Below are 20,467 nucleotides of genomic sequence, written 5' to 3' on the forward strand. Positions count from 1 at the left end.
TTGCTTACCCTACCTTCTATCAGCTTCCTAGCCTACAATTAATTTCCAGCCTTTTTACTTTCAGCAATATTCTTCTTATGCGCTTCAAAGGTTTCTGCAAACAGATGTCCCTTCGTGCCGTCCTTTTTCGTAACATAGAACAAATACTTCGTTTCTTCGGGATAAATAGCCGCTTTCATCGAAGCGAGACTTGGACTCGCAATCGGCCCTGGCGGCAAACCAACGTTTAAATACGTATTATAAGGACTTTGGATCTGCAGATCCTTCTCCAGCAGTCTGTCTTTGGACTTATCAAATAAGTATTGGACCGTTGCATCAATTTGCAAAGGCATATTCTTTTTCAGACGATTCTGGATCACGCCTGAGACAAGCGCGCGTTCTTCGTCGACCACGACTTCCCGCTCTATCAAAGAAGCAATCGTCAGCATCTGGTGAATGCTAAGCCCACGCTCCTTGAGCTTGTCCTTCCAATCAGGAGGAAGCGTTGCTAGCTTCTTATCCAACTGCTGCAAAGTACGCTCTATGAACTCTTGTTCGCTCGAGCCTTTCTTGAATTCATAAGTCTCAGGGAACAAATAGCCTTCTAGCCGATGCTTGAGATTCTTATTATCGGGAATCGATGCAGTCGCCTCTGTTTTAACATCAATTGGCGCATCAGCTATCTGTAGAAAAGCTTCCTTTTTCCAAGGTGTCTGCTCACTAATTTTGGCGGCGATTTGATCAATCGTATAGCCTTCAGGAATGGTGATGCGTATCATATCTTCCTTGACGATATCGCCTCTATTCAGCTTGTCAATCATCTCATCGAACGTCATACCTGGCTTCATGCTATATTCGCCTGCCTGAAATTTCGAGCCTTGTTTGTGCCATTTCAAATAATACGTGAAAATCGATGAATTCTTAATAAGTCCTTTGGTTTCCAATTCTTTGGCGATTAACGTAGATCCCGAACCTGGTTGTATCGAAACTCGTACTTCCTGTTCAGCGGCATCGACAGGCTGCAAAGCATTCGCAATATACAGGCCTATACCGCCTGCTGTGCCAATAATAATGAGCAGCAATAAACCAATCACAAGAAGGGCGACTTTCACCTTGCTTCGTTTGGGCTTATTCTGTTCATTCTCTTGCTCAAGCAAGTTATTCACTTTAATCCTCCTAAGAGCTTTCATGAAGAAAGCTATCTTCGTAAACAAACAAAAACGAGCGGATGCAATCCGCTCGGTGGTCATCTTTACACATCATCCTGATCTGGAAATACCATCTCGTCGTAGAGTTCTGAGACGGTTTCCCACTCATCGTCATCTTCAATGGTTTCCAATTCGTACTGCCCATCTGCATCCGTAATCACTCGGAAAACAGCTACATCGTCTTCCTTCTTGAGCGCATCGGATTGCAAAACAGCGTACGTGTAATCTCCATACACAAACTCTTTCAGCAGATGATACACCGTTGACTCATTTTGCTCGTCAAACAAGATAATATCATCCCCGTAAGCTTTGCGCAATACGTCGGAAGGCGTCGTGCTCATGCTTCTTCTTCCTCGTCGAATTCCGCCATAAGCGTGTTGAACGTTTCTTCAACAATATTCCACTCTTCTTCATCTTCGATGGTGAACAGTTTCAAATCTTCGCCATCATCATCTTCTTCATAACGGAAAGCATACACTTCATCGGATTCTTCGTCTCCGCCGTCTGTTGGAACAACCATCATGTATTTCTTGTCGGAACCGTCCACTTCGAATTTCATGATAACCTCGAACTCTTCTTCGTTGCCTTCGTCGTCCGGGATGTAAATGATTTCTGGTTCTTCTTCACGCAATTCTTCTTTGGACATGTTCGTTCACCTCTTCATATTAGCATCCATGTACCCTTGCAGGATGAGCTGTGCAGCCATTTTATCAATGACTAACTTCCGTTTCTTCCGACTAACATCTGCTTCTAGCAGTGTGCGTGTCGCAGCAACAGTCGTTAAGCGTTCATCCCACAAGTGTACAGGCACACTTAATTTCTGTTCCAGTTCTTTGGAGAACTCAATCGCTAGCTCCCCGCGAGGACCTATCGTATTGTTCATATTTTTGGGCAAGCCAACAATAATCTGAGTTACGCCATACTCTTTGACAATGGCTTCCAGCCTATTGATGTCTTCCCCAGGCTTGCGGCGATGGATGACTTCCAGCCCTTGAGCGGTCCAACCAAGCTCATCGCTCATCGCGACACCAATCGTTTTGTCCCCATAATCCAAGCCTATCCATCTCATGCCGGTTCTCAATTCCTTCTATTTGTGTTGACCCAGATATGCACGAACCAACTCTTCAATCAGTTCGTCGCGTTCCCGTTTGCGAATGAGGCTCCGGGCATTGTTATGCCGCGGAATGTAAGCAGGATCTCCGGAAAGCAAGTATCCGACAATTTGGTTGATCGGATTATACCCTTTTTCCTGAAGAGCGTCGTACACCGCTAGTAAAACATCTTTGGGCGACGTCTCAATTTCTTCTGCCTTCACGTTGAACTTCATCGTTTTGTCCATGGAACTCATCAGGAGCACCCCACTTTCCTTGTGTAACCTTGTCATATATTTGAAAAATGTTCCGTGTATACTGGTTATATTCTCTATGGGTTTAAAAATTCCTGTCCCGTCAAAAAATAATTATCCAAATAGGGACAGAAGTCCTTCCACACTGGACAATGCTGCCGGCAATTTGGAAGCATCTTTACCGCCTGCCTGCGCCATATCCGGACGACCGCCGCCGCTTCCGCCTACAGCCAGTGCTACCTCTTTAATAATTTTACCAGCATGGAAACCTTTGGCAACCAAATCAGGTGTGACCGCAGCAACCAAATTAACTTTATCATCCGCTACAGCGCCAAGCACGATAACCGCAGAGCCCAGCTTCACTTTCATCTCATCGACGATGTTGCGAAGTGAATCCATATCCGCTGCATTGACTTGTGCGGCCAATACAGATACGCCTGCTGCTTGCTTCACTTGGTCCGTCAGGGAGCCAGCCTCGATGCGCCCAAGCTTGCCGCGCAGCGATTCATTTTCGCGTGCCAGTTCCTTCACTTGCTGAAGCGTCGCTTCTAGCCGTTTAGGAACATCCTGCACATTCGACTTAAGCAGATTAGCTGATTCCTTCAGCAATTGCAATTGCTGGTCTAGATATTCGTAGGCACTGCGACCGGATACGGCCTCGATCCGACGTACGCCAGATCCAATCCCGGACTCGCTGACAATTTTGAACAAACCGATTTGACCGGTATTCGTGACATGACAACCTCCGCACAACTCCAAGCTGTAATCACCGACTTGCACGACACGCACAATATCGCCATACTTTTCACCGAACAAGGCCATAGCTCCCATTGCTTTCGCATCTGCGATTGCTTTGAGTGAAATATCCACGTTGATGTTATTCCATATTTGACGATTGACACGCTGCTCCACATCCTGCAGCTCTTCGCTGGTGATGCTTCCGAAGTGGGAGAAGTCAAAACGCAAGCGATCCGGTTCTACAAGGGAACCCGCTTGATTGACGTGAGTACCTAATACTTCCTTCAAAGCTTTGTGCAGCAAATGGGTTGCTGTATGATTCTTGATGATGTCTCCACGCTGAGCCGCGGCTACGATCGCTTCGACCGAATCCCCGATACGCAGAACACCGGATTCCACGATCACTTTGTGGACATGCTGCCCATGAGGCGCTTTGCTAACATCTTCCACTTTCAAAGTCACTTGATTGCTGCGAATAATTCCGTAGTCGCTTACTTGGCCACCGCTTTCTGCATAGAACGGCGTACGGTCCAAAACAACTTGGCAAGTCTCGCCTACACCCACGATGTCTACTAGCGTATTTTCATGAACAATAGCTGCAATATTAGCACTAACTACCAATTCATTATAACCAACAAATTCGCTTTTAATCGTCAATTCAGATAGCGGACCGCCTTGAATCTTCATTCCGCCTTCTTTGTGACTAGCTGCTCTTGCGCGGTCCCGCTGCTCCTGCATGGAGGCGTCGAATCCAGCACGATCAACGGTCAATCCCTTCTCGGAAGCGAAGTCCTCTGTTAAATCAAATGGGAAGCCGTAAGTATCATACAATTTAAAAGCATCCGGACCGCTGATTTGGTTCGTGCCCGCTTGACGCGTTTTCTCAACCATCTCTGCAAGAATGATCAAACCATCGCTTAGCGTTTCATGGAAACGCTCCTCTTCCGTGCGGATAACCTTTTCGATAAATTCACGCTTGTCTACAACTTCTGTATAGTAAACTCCCATGATATCGCCCACAGTGGGTACAAGCTTGTGAAGGAACGGCTTATCCAAACCTAGTACCTTCCCATAGCGCACAGCGCGGCGAAGCAAACGGCGAATGACGTAACCACGACCTTCATTAGAAGGAAGCACACCGTCACCAACAGAGAAAGCAACCGTACGAATGTGGTCAGCAATGACTTTCAATGCTACATCATGCTCATCATTGACATGATACTGCACACCGGTTAGCTCACAAGCTTTATCAATAATCGGTTTGAACAAATCCGTATCAAAGTTTGAGTCAACATCCTGAAGAATGGAAGCAAAGCGCTCCAAGCCTGCGCCTGTATCAATGTTCTTGTTAGGAAGCGGTGTATAGCTGCCGTCTTTGTTATGGTTGAACTGGGTAAACACAAGGTTCCATACTTCCAGGAAACGCTCGTTCTCCCCGCCAGGCCAGCATTCTGGATCCGATAAATCACCGTATTGATCTCCGCGATCATAGAAAATTTCTGTACAAGGCCCACAGGGTCCTTCGCCGATATCCCAGAAATTATCTTCTTTCAACTTATAGATACGATCTTCCGGTAAGCCGATTTCTTTGTTCCAAATAAGAAAAGCTTCTTCATCATCTTCATGGACAGTAACCGAGATCCGATTCGGATCAAAGCCGATCCATTGCGGATCGGTTAAGAACTCCCACGCCCAAGGAATAACTTCTTTCTTGAAATAGTCACCGATGGAGAAGTTCCCCAACATCTCAAAAAACGTATGATGACGACGCGTCTTCCCTACATTCTCAATATCATTGGTACGAATACATTTCTGTGCATTCGTGATCCGCGGATTTTCGGGAATTTCACGGCCATCCAGATAAGGCTTAAGGGGAGCAATCCCCGCATTAATCCAAAGCAGTGATGGATCATTGTGCGGAACGAGCGATGAGCTTGGTTCTACTTTATGCCCTTTACTAGCAAAGAACTGCAACCACTTGGAACGAATTTCACTTGCCTTCATCTCTCTCAAGCCTCCATATATATGCATGATCTTCAAAAAAAACAAAAAACGCCCCTGTAACATACAGGGACGAATCATCGCGGTACCACCCTGGTTATTGAAGCCGATTCTTCCTGCCGAAGCAAGAGGAAACGAAACCCAATCTCCTTGTGCGGATCTGTAACGGGTCCAACCGGTGAAGTTCTTCCACACTCCGAAACGAGCTTTGGGCCATCCTAACATCGAAAGGTTCTTTCAGCCGGTAACTAAGCAGCTTATGCTTGCTTCCCGGAACCTTCTCTCTGACAATGGGTCATGGCTTACTAAAGTTTCATCAACGTTTTCATGTTAGATATAGATAAGCCAAATTATAACTTTACGACGCAATGCTGTCAATATTCAGCTTAATAAATGAAACCTTTCCTCTTTGGGAAACGTAAGTAAGATAAAGTTGTTTCCCATTCTTTTACCAAACCTAGGAGGTCTTGTAACTGGATTTCTCTTCGCTTACGCTGCTTGCTTTAATCTCGCCGATTTTTATCATTGTCATCTACATCATGGTCAAAACACTTATAAAAAAAGAAATCCCGGATAGCCGCTACAATCCCTTTGACTATATAACAGGGCAGAGCCGGATCGAATTTCAAGAGCAAAAGGAAGAAAAGGAAGAGGCAGATGACCAAGGAGACGATAAAAATAAGCATTTAATAAAACTAAAAATACACAGTTGACAATCGTTCTCAATGGAAGTATACTAAGTTTATTGATAATGATTTTCATTATCGAATAAGAAATACAAGAATTCAGCATACTTATTCCGTATCCCATTCGATGGTTTACGCATTGCCACACCCTTTCATATCCTCAACCCTCGTGCAGAACCCCTATGTTCCATGATCCCGCAAGTCATGGTTCACAGGGGTTTTGTGCGTCTTCTGAGCCGTTCTCCCTAGGTGGTTGGCTTATGAACATAATGCAGGAACACATGCTGCAGAATAACTTTCATGACGGCAAAGAAAGGCACAGCCAATATTAACCCCACAATACCCGCTACCTCCCCGCCTACAAGCAGCGCGAAGATGATAAACAAAGGATGCATATGCAGCGTTCGGCCTACTACCTGAGGTGAAATCACATTTCCTTCCAAAATTTGAATCGTTAAATTTACGAGCGCTACGAACAGTACCATTTTCAAAGAAATCGTTGAAGCCATGATAATGGCTGGCGCCGCGCCAAAGAAAGGACCTAAGTAAGGAATAATATTGAAAATGGCGACCACGCTCGCTAAGAGCAGCGCATACTGCATGCCAATCAGCCAATAGCCCAAGTACGCAAGTCCGCCGATAATCACGCAAACTAACAATTGTCCGCGAATATAATTGCCGAGTGCGGTGTCAATATCAATTAGCAGCTTGACCGTTTTTTTGCGATGCTCTCGCGGCACGATAGCTAATGCTGTTTTTTCGATGATTCGAAAATCTTTCATAATGTAAAAAGCCATGAACGGGACAATGAAGGCAATGAACAGCATATTGATCGTGTTGCCGATTTGATTCATATAATTCGAAATAGCTAGGGAAATACTGCTTTCCAGCTTGGCCAGTGAATGATTAAATCCGCTGCGCACACTATCAGGCAGCAATTGATTCTGATTAAAGCCATCCACAAGCGATTGCGCGCGCATGGCCATTTGCGGCATATGTTCGTTCAATTCAGCAATTTGCGTCATAAACACAGGCGTCATATTCATGATAATGACCGTAAGCGATGAAATAAACACACTATAAATCAGCAAAACGGCAATTGTTCTTGGCACTTTGCGCTTGTTGAGAAGATTAACAACGGGATTCAAAATGTAGGAAATGATCACCGCAATAAAAAACGGGGTCACAATCGCTTTGATAAATGTGATAACACTAAACAGAATCGGTTTTATTTGCAACAGCATATACAAGGTCATCAAGGCCAGCAGCGTGTACACCAGCCCGATAAACCATCTATTTTTCCAAAATCGTTCCATGTCATTCACCTCGGGACTGTCAGATAAGTTTTCGCTCATACAGTATATGTACAACTCGTCCAAATTAATCCTAAAGCTGACATCCGCGCAACAAAAAAACGCCATTCTCATGCAGTTATCTGCTTGACAATAGACGTTTCGTTATGATCATTATTGATTAATTGGCATGTTCTTGGACTTGAGGCATTTCTTCCTCAAAAAACAAATCATCCAGAGAACTCAGTGTACCGTCTTCCTCAACCTGATACACGGACATTTTCTCTCCGTTAACGCTGAGTTCTATAAAGCAACCCCAGCAGTAAAATTGATGGGAACCGATCTTTCCAATATCTTTGGAATTACAGTTTGGACAACGCATCTCGCTCACCCTATTCTTCTTTGGATACGAAGAGTTCTTCCATTTCCTGAGCGCAATGTACAGGCACTATAATGGCGTCTTCCCCCTTGGTTGCCGATTCCGGCATGGGTAGCCATTTACGCCCTTCCTTTAAATCAGAAATAAACCCTTCGGACAATTCATAACCTACTATTTGTTTACCCCAATCTTGGTTTAAATAAACATCCTCCACCACGCCTAATTTATGTCCGCCTACGGTTATGACCGGAAGTCCTTTAATTTTGCGGCTTCCTTCAAGGAAAGCATGACACTCATCCACATGCTCGAGCTCTTGCATAACCGTTTCGTTCGGTATGGTAACGGCATCTTCTCCCACAGCAGTAATTCCCTCCCAAGGTACGTAGCGTAAGGAGGTGAACCATACTTTCACTTCAAGAACGATACCTCGTATGTTCCAATCAGGGTCAATCAACAGATCTTTCACTTGACCAATCTGCTTACCGGAATCTACCGTGATGACAGGAAGTCCGATCACATCATGCGCTTTGCGCAAGTTCAATTCCTCCTAGAACCACCCGGTACTAATTCATACGCAACCGTTGGATAATGGTTGCAACTTTCTGGGCAGCTGTTTCGATTTGCTCTTTAGAGTTCCCCATTCCAAAGCTAAACCGAACCGCGGAGGCTGTAACATTTTCTGGAAGTTTCATAGCTTTTAGAACATGCGACACTTCAAGGGAACCTGATGTGCAAGCAGAACCGCTTGCCGCAGCCACATTGTCGAGATCTAAATTCATAAGGAGTGTTTCTGTAGAAATACCTGGAAAGCTGATGTTCAGAATATGCGGGACTGACTGTTCCGTGTGGCCATTAATCGTAAAACCTTCGCTGCCTAATTGCTGCTCCAAGACATCGATCATCACTTGGCGCAGTTCTGCAGCCTGCTGCTGCATGCTGATCTGCTGGGGTAGAAACAGCTCCACCGCTTTGGCGAAGCCGGCGATAGCCGCCACATTCTCCGTTCCAGCGCGGCGCTTTCTTTCCTGGGATCCCCCGTAAACGTGAGGTATTAATTTCGTATGCTTCGAAACATACAAAGCTCCGACACCCTTGGGGCCGTATAACTTGTGTGCGGAGAAGCTCACTAAATCGACAGGAAGCTCATGCAGGTTAATCGGCAATTTCCCCAGAGCTTGAACCGCATCCACATGAAAAGGAATCTGCCTTGCCCGTGCAAGTTGACCTATAGACTCAATGGGCTGAATCGTCCCTACTTCGTTATTCACATACATCACTGAAATAAGCGCTGTATCAGGGCGAATCGCTGCTTCGACATCCTCGATTTGAGTAAGACCAGTCGGACCTACTGGCAGGTAGGTCACCTCGAATCCGAGGCTCTCTAATCGCTCACAAGGATGTATGACAGCATGATGCTCGATTTGAGTTGTAAGGATGTGCTTCTTCTCTTCTTTGTTCGCATTCAGAAGGCCAAATATCGCCATATTATTGCTTTCGGTTCCACCGCTTGTGAAAATCAGCTCAGCAGGCAGACAGCCCAAGGACTTCGCCATCGCATCACGAAACCGATTAAGTGCTGTCCTCGTTGCTCTGCCGAAGCTGTGTGTACTCGAAGGATTGCCATAAAAGGCTGTATAGAAAGGAAGCATCGCTTCCAATACGTCGGGATGCACTGGCGTGGTTGCCGCGTAATCAAGATAAATAGGATTCATTAGACACCTTTAAATGTAGAACATGTAGTTGTCACTTGAGCCTTGGTCTTCGTAAGAGATCAGGTTTGCAAGTGTAGTTGAATCCAAGACATCCGCAATGCTGTCGCGGATACGTATCCACAGGTCACGCTTAGCCGGATCATCTTCTTCTGTAAAATCAACAGGGCTGATCGGCCCTTCCAGAACGCGAATAACCTCGCCTGCCGTCACTTGATCCGCAGCTTTGGAGAGAATATATCCACCGTAAGCTCCGCGAATACTTTTCACCAATCCTGCATTGCGCAGGGGAGCCACGAGCTGCTCCAAATAGTGCTCGGATAGTTGATGTTTCTCAGCAATACTTTTCAGTGAAGTCGGTCCTTCACCAACGCGATTGGCCAGCTCCATCATGATCGTTAGACCATAGCGGCCTTTTGTAGAAATTTTCAAAATCACACCTCATTCAACATTTATGCCATCAGGAAGTCGGATCAATATTTTATGAATCTTATGTTCTGTTTGGTCCACATGCAGATACTGGGGTCGTCCCTATCTAGGTAAACAGCGTTTCCAATTTTCGCAAAAACATTCCTAAACATCCGTATATCGTATATATGTTATCATAGTTTCCTTGATTTGTGTGGGAAAATCCATGACATTCTCATGAAATATTTTAATTTTTCGAGGTAGAGTTGTATAATAGTGAAAGCTTTATTTCTGATATATCAAATTAGACTCACAAGATAGAAAAGAGGTTCATAGTTATGAGCAAAAAAACACGTGTCATTCTAGGTATGTCCGGTGGTGTCGATTCCTCCGTAGCAGCGCTGCTGCTCAAAGAGCAAGGTTATGAGGTCATCGGCATTTTCATGAAAAACTGGGACGATACAGACGAGTTTGGACACTGTACAGCCGAAGATGATGCAGAGGATGTCAGACGCGTTTGCGATCAGCTCGATATCCCTTTCTATACAGTTAATTTCGAGAAGCAATATTATGACAAAGTGTTCGCTTACTTCTTGGACGAGTATACCAAAGGACGTACGCCGAATCCGGATGTCATGTGCAACCGCGAAATCAAATTCGGCGAATTGCTGCAAAAAGTACTCGACCTGGGCGGCGATTATATCGCTACGGGTCATTATGCACAGGTGAAAGAGCAAGATGGCGAATATGTGCTTCTGCGAGGCAACGATTCGAATAAGGATCAAACTTATTTCCTGAATGTCTTGAATCAACAACAGCTCTCCAAAGCCATGTTCCCGATCGGCCACCTGCCGAAACCCAAAGTCCGTGAAATTGCCGAAGCAGCCGGACTTGCAACAGCCAAGAAGAAAGACAGCACAGGCATCTGCTTCATTGGAGAACGCGATTTCAAAGGCTTTCTCAGCCAATATCTGCCTGCCAAGCCCGGTAACATGGTCGATATTCGCAACAACGAAGTCAAAGGACGGCATGATGGTCTGATGTACTATACACTTGGTCAAAGACAAGGACTCGGCATTGGTGGTTCAGGTTCAGGCGAGCCTTGGTTCGTCGTTGACAAAAATCTGGAGAGCAACGAATTGCTCGTCGTGCAAGGCGAACAATACCCAGGCCTTTATTCCAAAGGACTTACAGCTACAGATGTCAACTGGATTTCATCCAACAAGCCGGAGGGTTCGTTCGCTTGCACAGCTAAATTCCGTTATCGTCAAGCCGATCAAGGCGTGGTTCTTACCTTTGCTGACAACGGGGCCTGTGAAGTTGTGTTTGATCAGCCGCAAAAAGCAGTCACACCAGGACAGTCCGTTGTTTTCTATGCAGGTGACGTGTGTTTGGGCGGCGGGGTCATCGATAAAGTGCATAAATAAGTTTGGACGCTTGAACCAGAGGAAGGATGAATCCAAATGTTCAAAACGAACGCAAGTACTTTAAAAATTGCAACTTATGAAGATGCCATAAGACTTGTCAAAGAGATTGGGATTCTCCCTCTCTCTTCCTTCATCCCTGATCATCCGTCACTGGATTCCGTGACCGAATTCAAAGATTGGCATACTGGCTTAGACACAGATCCTTGGTTATGGCGGGATCGTTTTCCCGGGGAAGGCATCGCTGTTTATGGCCGTTTTTTTGCTAAGAAGCCTTTATTGATTTCTGCTGAGCTTTTCCCTCTGGTCAAAAACTTGCTGGAAGATCCGTATTCCGTCGAAGAACGTTATGATGACGGCCTGCTTCCCAAGGCATCTGTCGAGATTTATCAGGCGATCGCCGATCAAGAAGGCATTGACGTTAAAACATTGCGGGCTAAAACAGGAATGAAAGGCAAAGAATCCAAAAGTGAATTCGATCGTGCGCTCATCGAACTGCAAAGCTCTGCGGACATTGTCATTGCCGGCATCGGTGAAAAACGTAATGCAGATGGCAATAAAAGCGGTTGGAACAGCACCTGCTATATGACCGCTTCACATTGGATGGAACTGTATAACCACGAGCCTAACACGCTGCCGACTCCGGAAGCCAAGAATAAAATGAGAGCTTGGATTGCAGAGAACTACAGTGAAGCCGCTGGTCTTTATTTGCGAAAGATTTTTAAGCTTTAAGTTTTGAAGAAGAGCCTATTCGGGCTCTTCTTTTGCGTTGTACCCAAATTTACCTGTGCCTCAGGAAGTATGCACGTGGAACTCTGGGCAAACGATAATGGCGAAAGGTGTGAGCGCATGTTTAAATTCTCAACCGCCCTTCTGCTTATGGGATTTGCTTGGAGTGACGATGTGCAGGCATGTGTAGGTGAAAGTGAACGATTCCTAGGCGCTGAAGTTATTGCGTATCAAGAACCCGACCCTGAATATGCCAAATGGAGCCGTTTAGCTTTTCACGAAGCTGGCAAGGTGTACACCTTGCTTGATTACAAATATCTAGGACGTTCTATCGTTGCCTCTGGGGTAGCCCAGCAGCAATTCCGATTCTGGGTCAGACATCACGGTGTTGAATTCCCTCTGATTGTCTCCATTCGGTATGATCCAATCTCGGAAAAAGTTTTTACGATTGAAATGGCGCAAGAAAAAAGAGGGAACTTACAGATATTATAGCTCTGTAGGCTTCCCTCTTCTTTTTTGTTGATTGAGCTTCATCTTCTCTTCCGTTCCTTGCTCACTGGCCTCGAAAATGATCTCCCTCTGAATTTCATCAGGCAAATATTGCTGGCGTACAAAGTGGCCGGGATAATTATGCGGATACATATAGCCTTTATGTCCTAACTGATCAGCGCCTTTGTAGTGTGTATCTCTCAAATGCAGCGGTACATTCGCCGATTTCACTTGATCCATCAATTGCTCTGCGCGCATGATCGCCAGCGGGATTGAATTGGATTTAGGACTTTCTACGGCGAATAAAATTGCCTGGGAAATGATGTACTTCGATTCTGGCCATCCAATCTTATGATAGGCATCCATAGCCGTCACAGACTGCACCATGGCCTGCGGGTTCGCCAGGCCAATATCTTCACTGCTGGCGACGATAAGGCGCCTCAGGAACGTCATAGGGTCCATGCCGAGCTTCTCAACGGCATAGAGGAACCAGAACAGCGCGGCGTCACTGGAGCCGCGTATGCTCTTGTGAAAGGCGGACAAGACGTCATACTGCGTCGACTCGTCCGCTTTCACGATGGGGCGGCGGATCGACTCCTCCGCCACCTCAAGCGTGATCCGAACCGTACCATCCGGTTCGGGCGAAGTCGTCAGCGCGGCGAGTTCCAGCGCGTTGAGGGACCTCCGGATGTCGCCGTTGGCCATCCGGGCAATATGTTCCAGCGCCTCCTCCTGGGCGTGGAGGCGCATGAATCCGAGCCCCTTCACGGGATCGGCAATCGCTCTTTGCATGGCGATGAGCGCATGCTCCGCCGTGAGCGGCTCGAGCTGAAACAGCGTCGAGCGCGACAGCAGAGCCCCGTTCACATGGTGAAACGGGTTCTCTGTGGTCGCCCCGATGAAGATGAGGATGCCCTGCTCGACCGCAGGCAGCAGAGCATCCTGCCGCGAGGTGTTGAAGCGATGCACCTCGTCCAGGAAGAGGATGGTCTTACGTCCGTACATCGCTTTATTCGTCTTCGCCAGCTCGATAATCTCTCTGACGTCCTTAACCGAAGCGTCGACCGCGTTCAGCTTCATGAACTCCCCTTGGGTGCGGTTGGCGATGATGTTCGCCAAGGTTGTCTTGCCAGTCCCTGGCGGACCATAAAGCAGGATCGAGGACACTTGGTCGGCTTCAATCGCTCTTCTTAGCAGCTTGCCTTTGCCGACGATTTGCTCCTGACCGATATATTCATCTAATGTCGTTGGCCGCATGCGGTCTGCGAGCAGCTTGCTGCTCGGCTCTTGAGATGAGGCATATGTAAATAAGTCCATTGAATGAGTTTCCTTTGCTTTCATTTCTTTGCAACCATGGCCTTCATTATAACTCGGAGAAGAAAACATGTCATTTTTTCTGGCGGAGGGATTTTCAATCCCCAATGCTCACAAAAAGTGTGCAAAAGGATGTCCCTGCGGATCGTTGTTCAACTATTTCGCTTTTTCGCTTTCAGAAAGAGCAGATTTACTGGAAATAGCGCCTCTACGATCCGCAGGAGCGCGAAATCGGCCAGTTTGTCACAAATAATGGATCGACGTTCCCCGAAAAAGAAAACGACTTCGCCGCCCTGAGAGATCACCCTCTTAGTAGCGACAAAACCTGTTAAGGGAACTAGAGGACGCTATATAGGCAAATAACAGGGATGCTGGGGTATTAGCGAAACTACAGGGTCTTATTTCCACGAAAAACACTGAATTTGCCTTGAAACAGCAAAATAGCGGACTGTAGTTCCCTCACCTCTGCGATATGGATACTTTTGGCTAGAATAGCGGACTGTAGCTCCCTCCAAAACATATAAACTCTTATATTTAAATTAAAATAACCTAGCCTGTGGCTAGGTTATCTACAATATTTGTGCGCTCGCTGATAAATAAACAAGCTAACGTCATCCTTGCTTTTTCAAACCAATTTCCAACAATTCTTTCACAGCTACGCTCACCATAATCAAACCCGCAACTGGCGGAACGAAAGCATTGCTCGCCGGAGGCTGCTTTGCTTTGCGAATTTCAGGCGCATTCGCCGGAACAATTTGTTGCGTGACATCTTCGCGCGGCTTCATTGGCTCTTCTGTCGAGAAGACGACTTTCACGCCTTTTTTGATGCCTTCTTTGCGCAATTTTTGTCGCACAACACGAGCGATAGGGTCCATGCTGGTTTTGGAAATATCCGCAACTTTGAACAGCGAAGGATCCATTTTATTCGCCGCTCCCATGCTCGAAACAATTGGAATCTTGCGCTCCAGACACTGCTTGATCAGATGAATTTTGTAGGAAATCGTGTCGCTGGCATCGAGCACATAGTCGATGTTGTGAGCGAAAACTTCTTCATACGTTTCCTCTGTATAGAACATCCTCAGCGCGATTACATCGCACTCCGGATTAATTAATTTGATTCGGTCCCGCATCAGATCAGCTTTGGGCTGACCAACAGTCGTCGTGAGGGCATGAATTTGTCGGTTGATATTAGTAATATCAACGACATCCTTGTCGATCAGAATTAGACGGCCAACGCCTGTACGCGCCAACGCTTCGGCAGCGATAGAACCTACGCCACCGATCCCTAGCACAGCGACCGTGCTGTTCTTCATGATTTCAAGGCCTTCAGGCCCAATGGCTAGTTCCGTCCGCGAAAATTGGTGAAGCATAGATACACTTCCTCTTCCGTGTTCTTAAGCTTTGGCAGCAGGCTGCTTAAGCGCTGTGCGAATGGACAGCTGCTCCAGCTGTTTGTCTTCTACCGTACTTGGGGCATCCATCAACAAGTCTGTTGCATTCGCTGTTTTCGGGAATGCAATCGTTTCGCGCAAGTTGGTGCGGCCTGTGATCAGCATGACCAAACGGTCAAAACCAAAAGCAAAACCACCGTGCGGAGGCGTGCCATATTCAAAAGCTTCCAGCAAGTATCCAAATTGCTTCGTAGCTTCTTCTTTGGAGAATCCGAGTGCTGTGAACATTTTCTCTTGCACTTCGCGTTGGTAAATCCGCATCGAGCCCCCGCCCACTTCGTAGCCGTTGAGCACAAGGTCGTATGCTTGCGCACGAATTTGACCGGGATCTGTATCGAAGAAATGAATATCTTCTTCACGTGGACGTGTGAACGGATGGTGTTCTGCTACATAGCGCTTCGCTTCTTCGTCATAGCCGAGAAGTGGGAAGTCTACAACCCACGCATATTTGAATTTGGAGTCATCGATCAGACCGAGTTGACGTCCGATTCTCAGACGAAGGTTACCGAGAACATCAGCCACAACTTTCTTCTTGTCAGCGGAGAACAGAAGCAAATCTCCTTCTTCCACGCCAAGACGCTCCGTTAACGCAGCAATTTCGGCTTCATTGAAGAATTTCACAATTGGCCCCTTGAATTCGCCGTCTTTCACTTGAATCCAAGCCAGACCTTTGGCACCATAACGTGCAGCAAATGGCAGCAGGTCATCAATTTCCTTACGGCTCCAAGTTCCGCAGCCTTTGGCGTTCAATGCTTTTACTTGCCCGCCGCCTTTAACTACATTCGCGAATACTTGAACGCCGGAAGTCTCAACGATATCCGATACATCTTCAAGCTCCAAACCAAAACGCAGATCCGGTTTATCAGAACCATATTTGGCCATCGCATCAGCATGCGTAATACGTTGGAATGGACGCGGGATTTCAACTTGCGCTGTTTCTTTCATAAGCTTCACGACAAGTTCTTCCAAAATCTCAAAAAGCTGATCCTGGGACAGGAAGGACGTCTCAATGTCGACTTGGGTGAATTCAGGTTGACGATCTGCGCGAAGATCCTCATCACGGAAACAACGTGCGATTTGGTAATAACGCTCTATTCCGCTTACCATCAACAACTGCTTGAAAATTTGCGGAGATTGCGGCAGCGCGAAAAATTCGCCCGGATGCACGCGGCTTGGCACCAAGTAATCACGAGCGCCTTCTGGTGAGCTTTTTGTCAAAATTGGTGTTTCCACATCGATGAAGCCTTGAGCATCCAAGAAGTTGCGGAAAATATTGGAAGCTTTGGAGCGCAGCATCAACGTTTTTTGCATTTCCGGACGACGCAGATCCAGATAACGATATTTCAAGCGAACCGCTTCATCAACATCAACCCCGTCTTCAATGAAGAACGGAGGCGTTTTGGCTGCATTCATGATTTCAATCTCGGTAACTTGAATTTCAATTTCACCTGTTGGGATGTTTTTGTTCACGGTCTCAGCGTCACGTTCAACGACTTTACCTTTGATCGCAAGCACGTACTCATTACGCGCGCGGTCAGCGATCGCAAGAGCATCCCCTGAGAAATCAGGGTTAAATACGGTTTGAACAAGTCCGCTGCGGTCGCGCAAATCAATGAATAGTACGCCGCCTAAATCACGTCTTCTTTGTACCCACCCGTTTAATGTAACTGTTTGTCCTACCTGATCTTTCGTAAGCTGCCCGCAATGATGTGTTTTTAGCATCATGATTGTTTCCTCCTAATATAGGGATCTTTGAGCGGAGCTCAAAGTCTCTCCTTTGTGGGATCTTTGAGCCAGAGCTCAAAGTCTCTCCTTTTGTGGGATCTTTGATCATCTATTGGAATAGTGTCTTAGCTGCGTTCGAACCAATATCCACTAAACTAACCGTTAATTGAGCGCCTGTATCCATTTTCTTCAGCGTAATTTCGCCGCGCGCTAACTCGTCATCTCCAAGGATGGCCACGTAGGTTGCTTGAAACCGGTCAGCCGATTTCATTTGCGCCTTCATTTTGCGCCCTTGGTAGTCCTTCTCAGCTTTGATTCCTTGTACTCTCAGCTGGTGCAGCAGCTTCGTAACTTCCTTCTCAGCCGCTTCCCCTAAACCAATCAAGTAGACGTCCAGCGGGTCCGGCTTCGGAATTTCTACACCTTGCGCCTGTAGAACGAGCAGTATACGCTCGAGTCCCAGACCCAAGCCAACGCCCGGCTGATCGTTGCCATGGCCGCCGATTTGCTCAACCAAGCCATTGTAGCGTCCGCCTCCGCCAATCGTATCAATTGCACCAATACCAGCTGCTTTGTACTCAAAAGCGGTATGTGTGTAATAATCCAAACCGCGAACAAGTCGAGGATTAATGCGGAATGGAATCTCCATAGCTGTCAAATGCTCTTTCACTTGATCGAAGTGAGTGCGGCATTCTTCGTCCAGAAATTCCAGAATATCAGGAGCGCCTTCGCCAAATTTCTGATCGATTTTACAATCCAGCAGACGCATTGGGTTGCGTTCGTAGCGAATTTGACAATCTTTGCACATCTGATCTTTCACAGGGGCAAAAAACGCCTGCAACTGCTCGCGGTAAGCCGCGCGGACAGAAGGTGTGCCGACCGAGTTAATTTCCACGGTAACTTCCTTCAGACCGATTTCTTTGTAGAAGGTGTAGCCCAGCGCTATGACTTCAGCATCTATACTAGGATCAACTGAACCAAACGCTTCGATACCGAATTGGTGGAACTGGCGGTATCGACCTGCTTGAGGCTGTTCGTAGCGGAACATGGGTCCCACATAATACAGCTTGGTAAGATCAGGTATTCCGTAAAGCTTATTTTCCACATACGCTCTAACAACCCCGGCAGTGCCCTCGGGACGAAGTGTCATGCTGCGGTTCCCCTTGTCGAGGAAAGTGTACATTTCTTTGCCTACGATATCCGTAGTTTCTCCGACACCTCTGATAAACAGTTCAGTCTCTTCGAAGATCGGGGAACGAATTTCTTTGTAATTAAAACGCTGGCACAACTCTCTTGCCTTGTTCTCCAGATACTGCCACTTCTCCACCTCGCCGGGAAGAAGATCTTGTGTGCCTTTTGGCTTTTGGATGCTCATATGGTCAACCTCCCTTTATCTCATGCAAATAGCAAAAAATCCCCCATCCCCGACAAACGTCAGGGACGAGAGATTTGATTAACAAATTCACCCGTGGTACCACCCACATTCAGAACGGCAAGATAGCTAGGCCATCCAACTCACATTCTGCTCTTGACGGTTAACGCCCGCTACACGCACAACAGCTACTAAGTTAGTCGACAAATGTCGATGCACGGTTCCCAGTTGGTCCTCAGGGAGGTCTTTTGGCTCGCTCATCATTAGGAAGCTTCCAGCCTAGGCTTCCTTCTCTGACAATGTGGGGGCGAATTACTTTGTCCCTTCAATGGATCACAAAAGTATCGAATTACAATATTGTTTATTGTAAACATTGGCAGAAGTAAAGTCAAGAGACAGACGTCTATTTACAAAACGACTACACTATATTAGTTAATGAGAGTCCGCCCACTTTTGCAACTCATCCATAACTGGCTTGAGCCCTTTGCCTTTGGGTGTCAACTCATATTCAATCCGAACCGGCGTTTCGGGGTATACGTGACGAATAATGATCTCAGCAGCCTCAAGCTCCTTGAATCTCTCCGAAAGCATCCGGTCGCTCATGCTGGGAATGAGAACGGATATATCTTTGAAACGCTTAGGTCCTGATAACAAGACATGCACGATAAGCCCTGTCCATCGCTTACCCAGAAGTTCAAACGCATTTTCGAATTTCGGGCATAGTTGATAGTCTTCCATATAAATCATCTCCTCAGAGTTTTCTTACGAAAACTTGCATCATAAGCTTATGATTAACAATTTTAACATAGTCGCTTGACAAAAGTAAGTGCTTCGTAATAATATACTAACATAAAGTAAGTTGTTAAACAAAATATATTTAAAGAGAAGTTGTTAGTAATGGCTTTAGGTCTTCTTATTATTCGTTTGGTCATAGGGTTAACATTCGCGGCGCACGGTACACAGAAATTATTTGGATGGTTCGGGGGCTATGGTCCAAAAGGAACTGGAGGCTTCTTTGATTCCATAGGTATTAAGCCGGGGGTCTTGATGGCTGTGCTTGCAGGTCTAGCGGAGCTTGGCGGAGGCCTTCTCTTCGCCGCAGGCCTTTGGACATGGTTAGGAGCCGCGCTCATGGCGTTGACTATGCTCATCGCCATGCTTAAAGTGCACGGTAAGAATGGTTTCTGGGTTACTTCCAATGGAATTGAGTACAATTTAGTATTGCTTGCAATCGCTGTTGGCGTTGCCCTCATCGGTGCCGGCGATTATTCCTTCGATGCTTTGATGTAAAGTAGATAAACGCCAAACGCGCGTGAACATGGTGAGGGAGTCACTCTCCAACACTACATTCGTGGTAAGCTTCGCTCACCCAAAACTAGAAAAAGGAGTTAAGCGGCTTGTACGCTTAGCTCCTTTTTTTGCATCCACGGGTGTTTTATACGCCGTCCTGCAGCTTTTGTACACCAGAAGCCCGCAAGCAAACAAAGTATGAGCACCAGGAACGGGCAAAGCTGAGTATCAGAGTCGCCCTTTCAGGTGAGATAAGGTTGAATTTCAGCGTTACTGCAGCGATTGAAGCTACAACGAGAGCTGTAACATTGAAAAACAGCGTTAACAGGCATAGCTGAGCACCAAAAACGACACATCGGGTGAGATAAGGTTGAAATTCAGCGTTACTGCAGCGTTTGAAGCCACATCAAGAGCTGTAACGTCGAAAAACAGCGTTAACAGGCAAGGCTGAGCACCACCAGCCGCCTCCCCATCAACTTGGCAATCTAATGAACAGTAGGAGGCTTATTGACGGGAAAATGGGCATCATTGGCAACCTAATGAACTGGATTGTCCTTATGGAGCAGCCTACAAGCGGAATGGTGTGCATTTGCATCAAATAACGCAGCGAGAATTCGTTAGATTTTCAAAATGAACCATTTTGATCATATAAAGGTTAATGAGTTCGTAAGAGGGCGACCTTCAGAATCAACGTCCACTTCGGTCATTAGCACAGCACTTTTTGACGTGTCCACAAAAGAAAATAGCCTGCAGCACAATGGCTGCAGGCCTCAAGTTACATTATATTTTAAAGGGGGTCATCTATAAGTATAGCCCTTAATCATTAAAACGAGATGAAAATTAAATTACAATTTCATTACAGCGATTTTTTAATATTTTCATTCACCTGTCCCCGTATATTCGGATAAAATCCACATATACATGTACA

Annotated in this window: 22 protein-coding genes; 5 read left to right on the forward strand and 17 right to left on the reverse strand. The window is 46.4% G+C overall.

What is annotated here, in order from left to right; translation table 11 throughout:
- Positions 1-38 precede the first annotated feature (38 nt).
- The 6 genes from mltG to alaS all read right to left on the reverse strand — a co-directional run bounded on the left by mltG (position 39) and on the right by alaS (position 5,274).
- Positions 39-1,145: an endolytic transglycosylase MltG gene (gene mltG, locus IEY34_RS17100; protein ID WP_229757695.1), complete on the reverse strand. Its 1,107-nt coding sequence runs from the start codon at positions 1,143-1,145 to the stop codon at positions 39-41.
- 86 nt (positions 1,146-1,231) lie between these two features.
- Positions 1,232-1,528: a DUF1292 domain-containing protein gene (locus tag IEY34_RS17105; protein WP_189013324.1), complete on the reverse strand. Its 297-nt coding sequence runs from the start codon at positions 1,526-1,528 to the stop codon at positions 1,232-1,234.
- Entirely contained in the window at positions 1,525-1,833 is a 309-nt protein-coding gene (locus tag IEY34_RS17110; RefSeq protein ID WP_167067890.1) for a DUF1292 domain-containing protein, read from the reverse strand. Before IEY34_RS17110 ends, IEY34_RS17105 begins: the two co-directional genes overlap by 4 nt.
- A 6-nt stretch (positions 1,834-1,839) precedes the next feature.
- Positions 1,840-2,256 carry a Holliday junction resolvase RuvX gene (ruvX, locus tag IEY34_RS17115; RefSeq protein WP_189013326.1) on the reverse strand — a complete coding sequence of 139 codons (417 nt, stop codon included), beginning with the start codon at positions 2,254-2,256 and terminating at the stop codon, positions 1,840-1,842.
- An 18-nt stretch (positions 2,257-2,274) separates the two neighbouring features.
- Positions 2,275-2,535, reverse strand: coding sequence for an IreB family regulatory phosphoprotein (locus IEY34_RS17120; protein ID WP_028555746.1), 261 nt, complete (start codon positions 2,533-2,535; stop codon positions 2,275-2,277).
- Positions 2,536-2,646: 111 nt separating this feature from the next.
- Positions 2,647-5,274 carry an alanine--tRNA ligase gene (gene alaS, locus IEY34_RS17125; protein ID WP_308423029.1) on the reverse strand — a complete coding sequence of 876 codons (2,628 nt, stop codon included), beginning with the start codon at positions 5,272-5,274 and terminating at the stop codon, positions 2,647-2,649.
- Positions 5,275-5,744: 470 nt separating this feature from the next.
- On the opposite strand from alaS, the gene IEY34_RS17130 reads away from it, so the two are divergent.
- Positions 5,745-5,984 (forward strand): DUF3951 domain-containing protein, encoded by a 240-nt coding sequence (locus IEY34_RS17130; RefSeq protein ID WP_189013537.1) that lies wholly within the window; start codon positions 5,745-5,747, stop codon positions 5,982-5,984.
- A gap of 218 nt (positions 5,985-6,202) precedes the next feature.
- Here the strand turns inward: IEY34_RS17130 and IEY34_RS17135 are convergent, their stop codons facing one another.
- From IEY34_RS17135 to cymR, 5 genes are all read right to left on the reverse strand, one after another.
- The gene (locus IEY34_RS17135) at positions 6,203-7,273 is read right to left on the reverse strand and encodes an AI-2E family transporter (protein ID WP_189013330.1); all 1,071 of its coding nucleotides are present in this window, start codon (positions 7,271-7,273) and stop codon (positions 6,203-6,205) included.
- A 157-nt stretch (positions 7,274-7,430) separates the two neighbouring features.
- Positions 7,431-7,631: a YrzR-like zinc ribbon domain gene (locus tag IEY34_RS17140; protein ID WP_189013332.1), complete on the reverse strand. Its 201-nt coding sequence runs from the start codon at positions 7,629-7,631 to the stop codon at positions 7,431-7,433.
- Between the two features lie 10 nt (positions 7,632-7,641).
- Positions 7,642-8,163: a PRC-barrel domain-containing protein gene (locus IEY34_RS17145; protein ID WP_189013334.1), complete on the reverse strand. Its 522-nt coding sequence runs from the start codon at positions 8,161-8,163 to the stop codon at positions 7,642-7,644.
- A 28-nt stretch (positions 8,164-8,191) separates the two neighbouring features.
- Positions 8,192-9,340, reverse strand: a complete 1,149-nt coding sequence (locus tag IEY34_RS17150; protein WP_189013336.1) for a cysteine desulfurase family protein — start codon at positions 9,338-9,340, stop codon at positions 8,192-8,194.
- 9 nt (positions 9,341-9,349) lie between these two features.
- Entirely contained in the window at positions 9,350-9,769 is a 420-nt protein-coding gene (gene cymR / locus IEY34_RS17155) for a cysteine metabolism transcriptional regulator CymR (protein ID WP_189013338.1), read from the reverse strand.
- A 314-nt stretch (positions 9,770-10,083) separates the two neighbouring features.
- On the opposite strand from cymR, the gene mnmA reads away from it, so the two are divergent.
- The 3 genes from mnmA (at position 10,084) to IEY34_RS17170 (ending at position 12,390) form a co-directional block, all read left to right on the forward strand.
- Positions 10,084-11,172, forward strand: a complete 1,089-nt coding sequence (gene mnmA, locus IEY34_RS17160) for a tRNA 2-thiouridine(34) synthase MnmA (RefSeq protein WP_189013340.1) — start codon at positions 10,084-10,086, stop codon at positions 11,170-11,172.
- Positions 11,173-11,208: 36 nt separating this feature from the next.
- Positions 11,209-11,901, forward strand: coding sequence for an AlkZ-related protein (locus tag IEY34_RS17165; RefSeq protein ID WP_189013342.1), 693 nt, complete (start codon positions 11,209-11,211; stop codon positions 11,899-11,901).
- Positions 11,902-11,976: 75 nt separating this feature from the next.
- Entirely contained in the window at positions 11,977-12,390 is a 414-nt protein-coding gene (locus IEY34_RS17170) for a DUF3889 domain-containing protein (RefSeq protein ID WP_189013344.1), read from the forward strand.
- Here IEY34_RS17170 and IEY34_RS17175 read toward each other — a convergent pair.
- The 6 genes from IEY34_RS17175 to IEY34_RS17195 form a co-directional block, all read right to left on the reverse strand.
- Positions 12,385-13,704: a replication-associated recombination protein A gene (locus IEY34_RS17175; RefSeq protein ID WP_189013539.1), complete on the reverse strand. Its 1,320-nt coding sequence runs from the start codon at positions 13,702-13,704 to the stop codon at positions 12,385-12,387. The two genes, IEY34_RS17170 and IEY34_RS17175, sit on opposite strands and share 6 nt — an antisense overlap.
- Positions 13,705-14,312: 608 nt before the next feature.
- The gene (locus IEY34_RS17180; protein WP_189013347.1) at positions 14,313-15,071 is read right to left on the reverse strand and encodes a tRNA threonylcarbamoyladenosine dehydratase; all 759 of its coding nucleotides are present in this window, start codon (positions 15,069-15,071) and stop codon (positions 14,313-14,315) included.
- A 24-nt stretch (positions 15,072-15,095) separates the two neighbouring features.
- A complete protein-coding gene (gene aspS, locus IEY34_RS17185; RefSeq protein ID WP_189013349.1) occupies positions 15,096-16,877 on the reverse strand; it encodes an aspartate--tRNA ligase in 1,782 nt (593 codons plus the stop codon).
- A gap of 109 nt (positions 16,878-16,986) precedes the next feature.
- The gene (gene hisS / locus IEY34_RS17190) at positions 16,987-18,252 is read right to left on the reverse strand and encodes a histidine--tRNA ligase (RefSeq protein WP_189013351.1); all 1,266 of its coding nucleotides are present in this window, start codon (positions 18,250-18,252) and stop codon (positions 16,987-16,989) included.
- Positions 18,253-18,378: 126 nt separating this feature from the next.
- A complete protein-coding gene (locus IEY34_RS37310; RefSeq protein ID WP_268240137.1) occupies positions 18,379-18,513 on the reverse strand; it encodes a hypothetical protein in 135 nt (44 codons plus the stop codon).
- A gap of 168 nt (positions 18,514-18,681) precedes the next feature.
- A complete protein-coding gene (locus IEY34_RS17195) occupies positions 18,682-18,987 on the reverse strand; it encodes a winged helix-turn-helix transcriptional regulator (protein WP_189013353.1) in 306 nt (101 codons plus the stop codon).
- 159 nt (positions 18,988-19,146) lie between these two features.
- Between IEY34_RS17195 and IEY34_RS17200 the strand changes: the two genes are divergently transcribed.
- Positions 19,147-19,539, forward strand: coding sequence for a DoxX family protein (locus tag IEY34_RS17200; RefSeq protein WP_189013355.1), 393 nt, complete (start codon positions 19,147-19,149; stop codon positions 19,537-19,539).
- Positions 19,540-20,467: the final 928 nt, after the last annotated feature.

Origin of the sequence: Paenibacillus marchantiophytorum, assembly GCF_014640555.1 — a bacterium.
Taxonomy (GTDB): domain Bacteria; phylum Bacillota; class Bacilli; order Paenibacillales; family NBRC-103111; genus Paenibacillus_E; species Paenibacillus_E marchantiophytorum.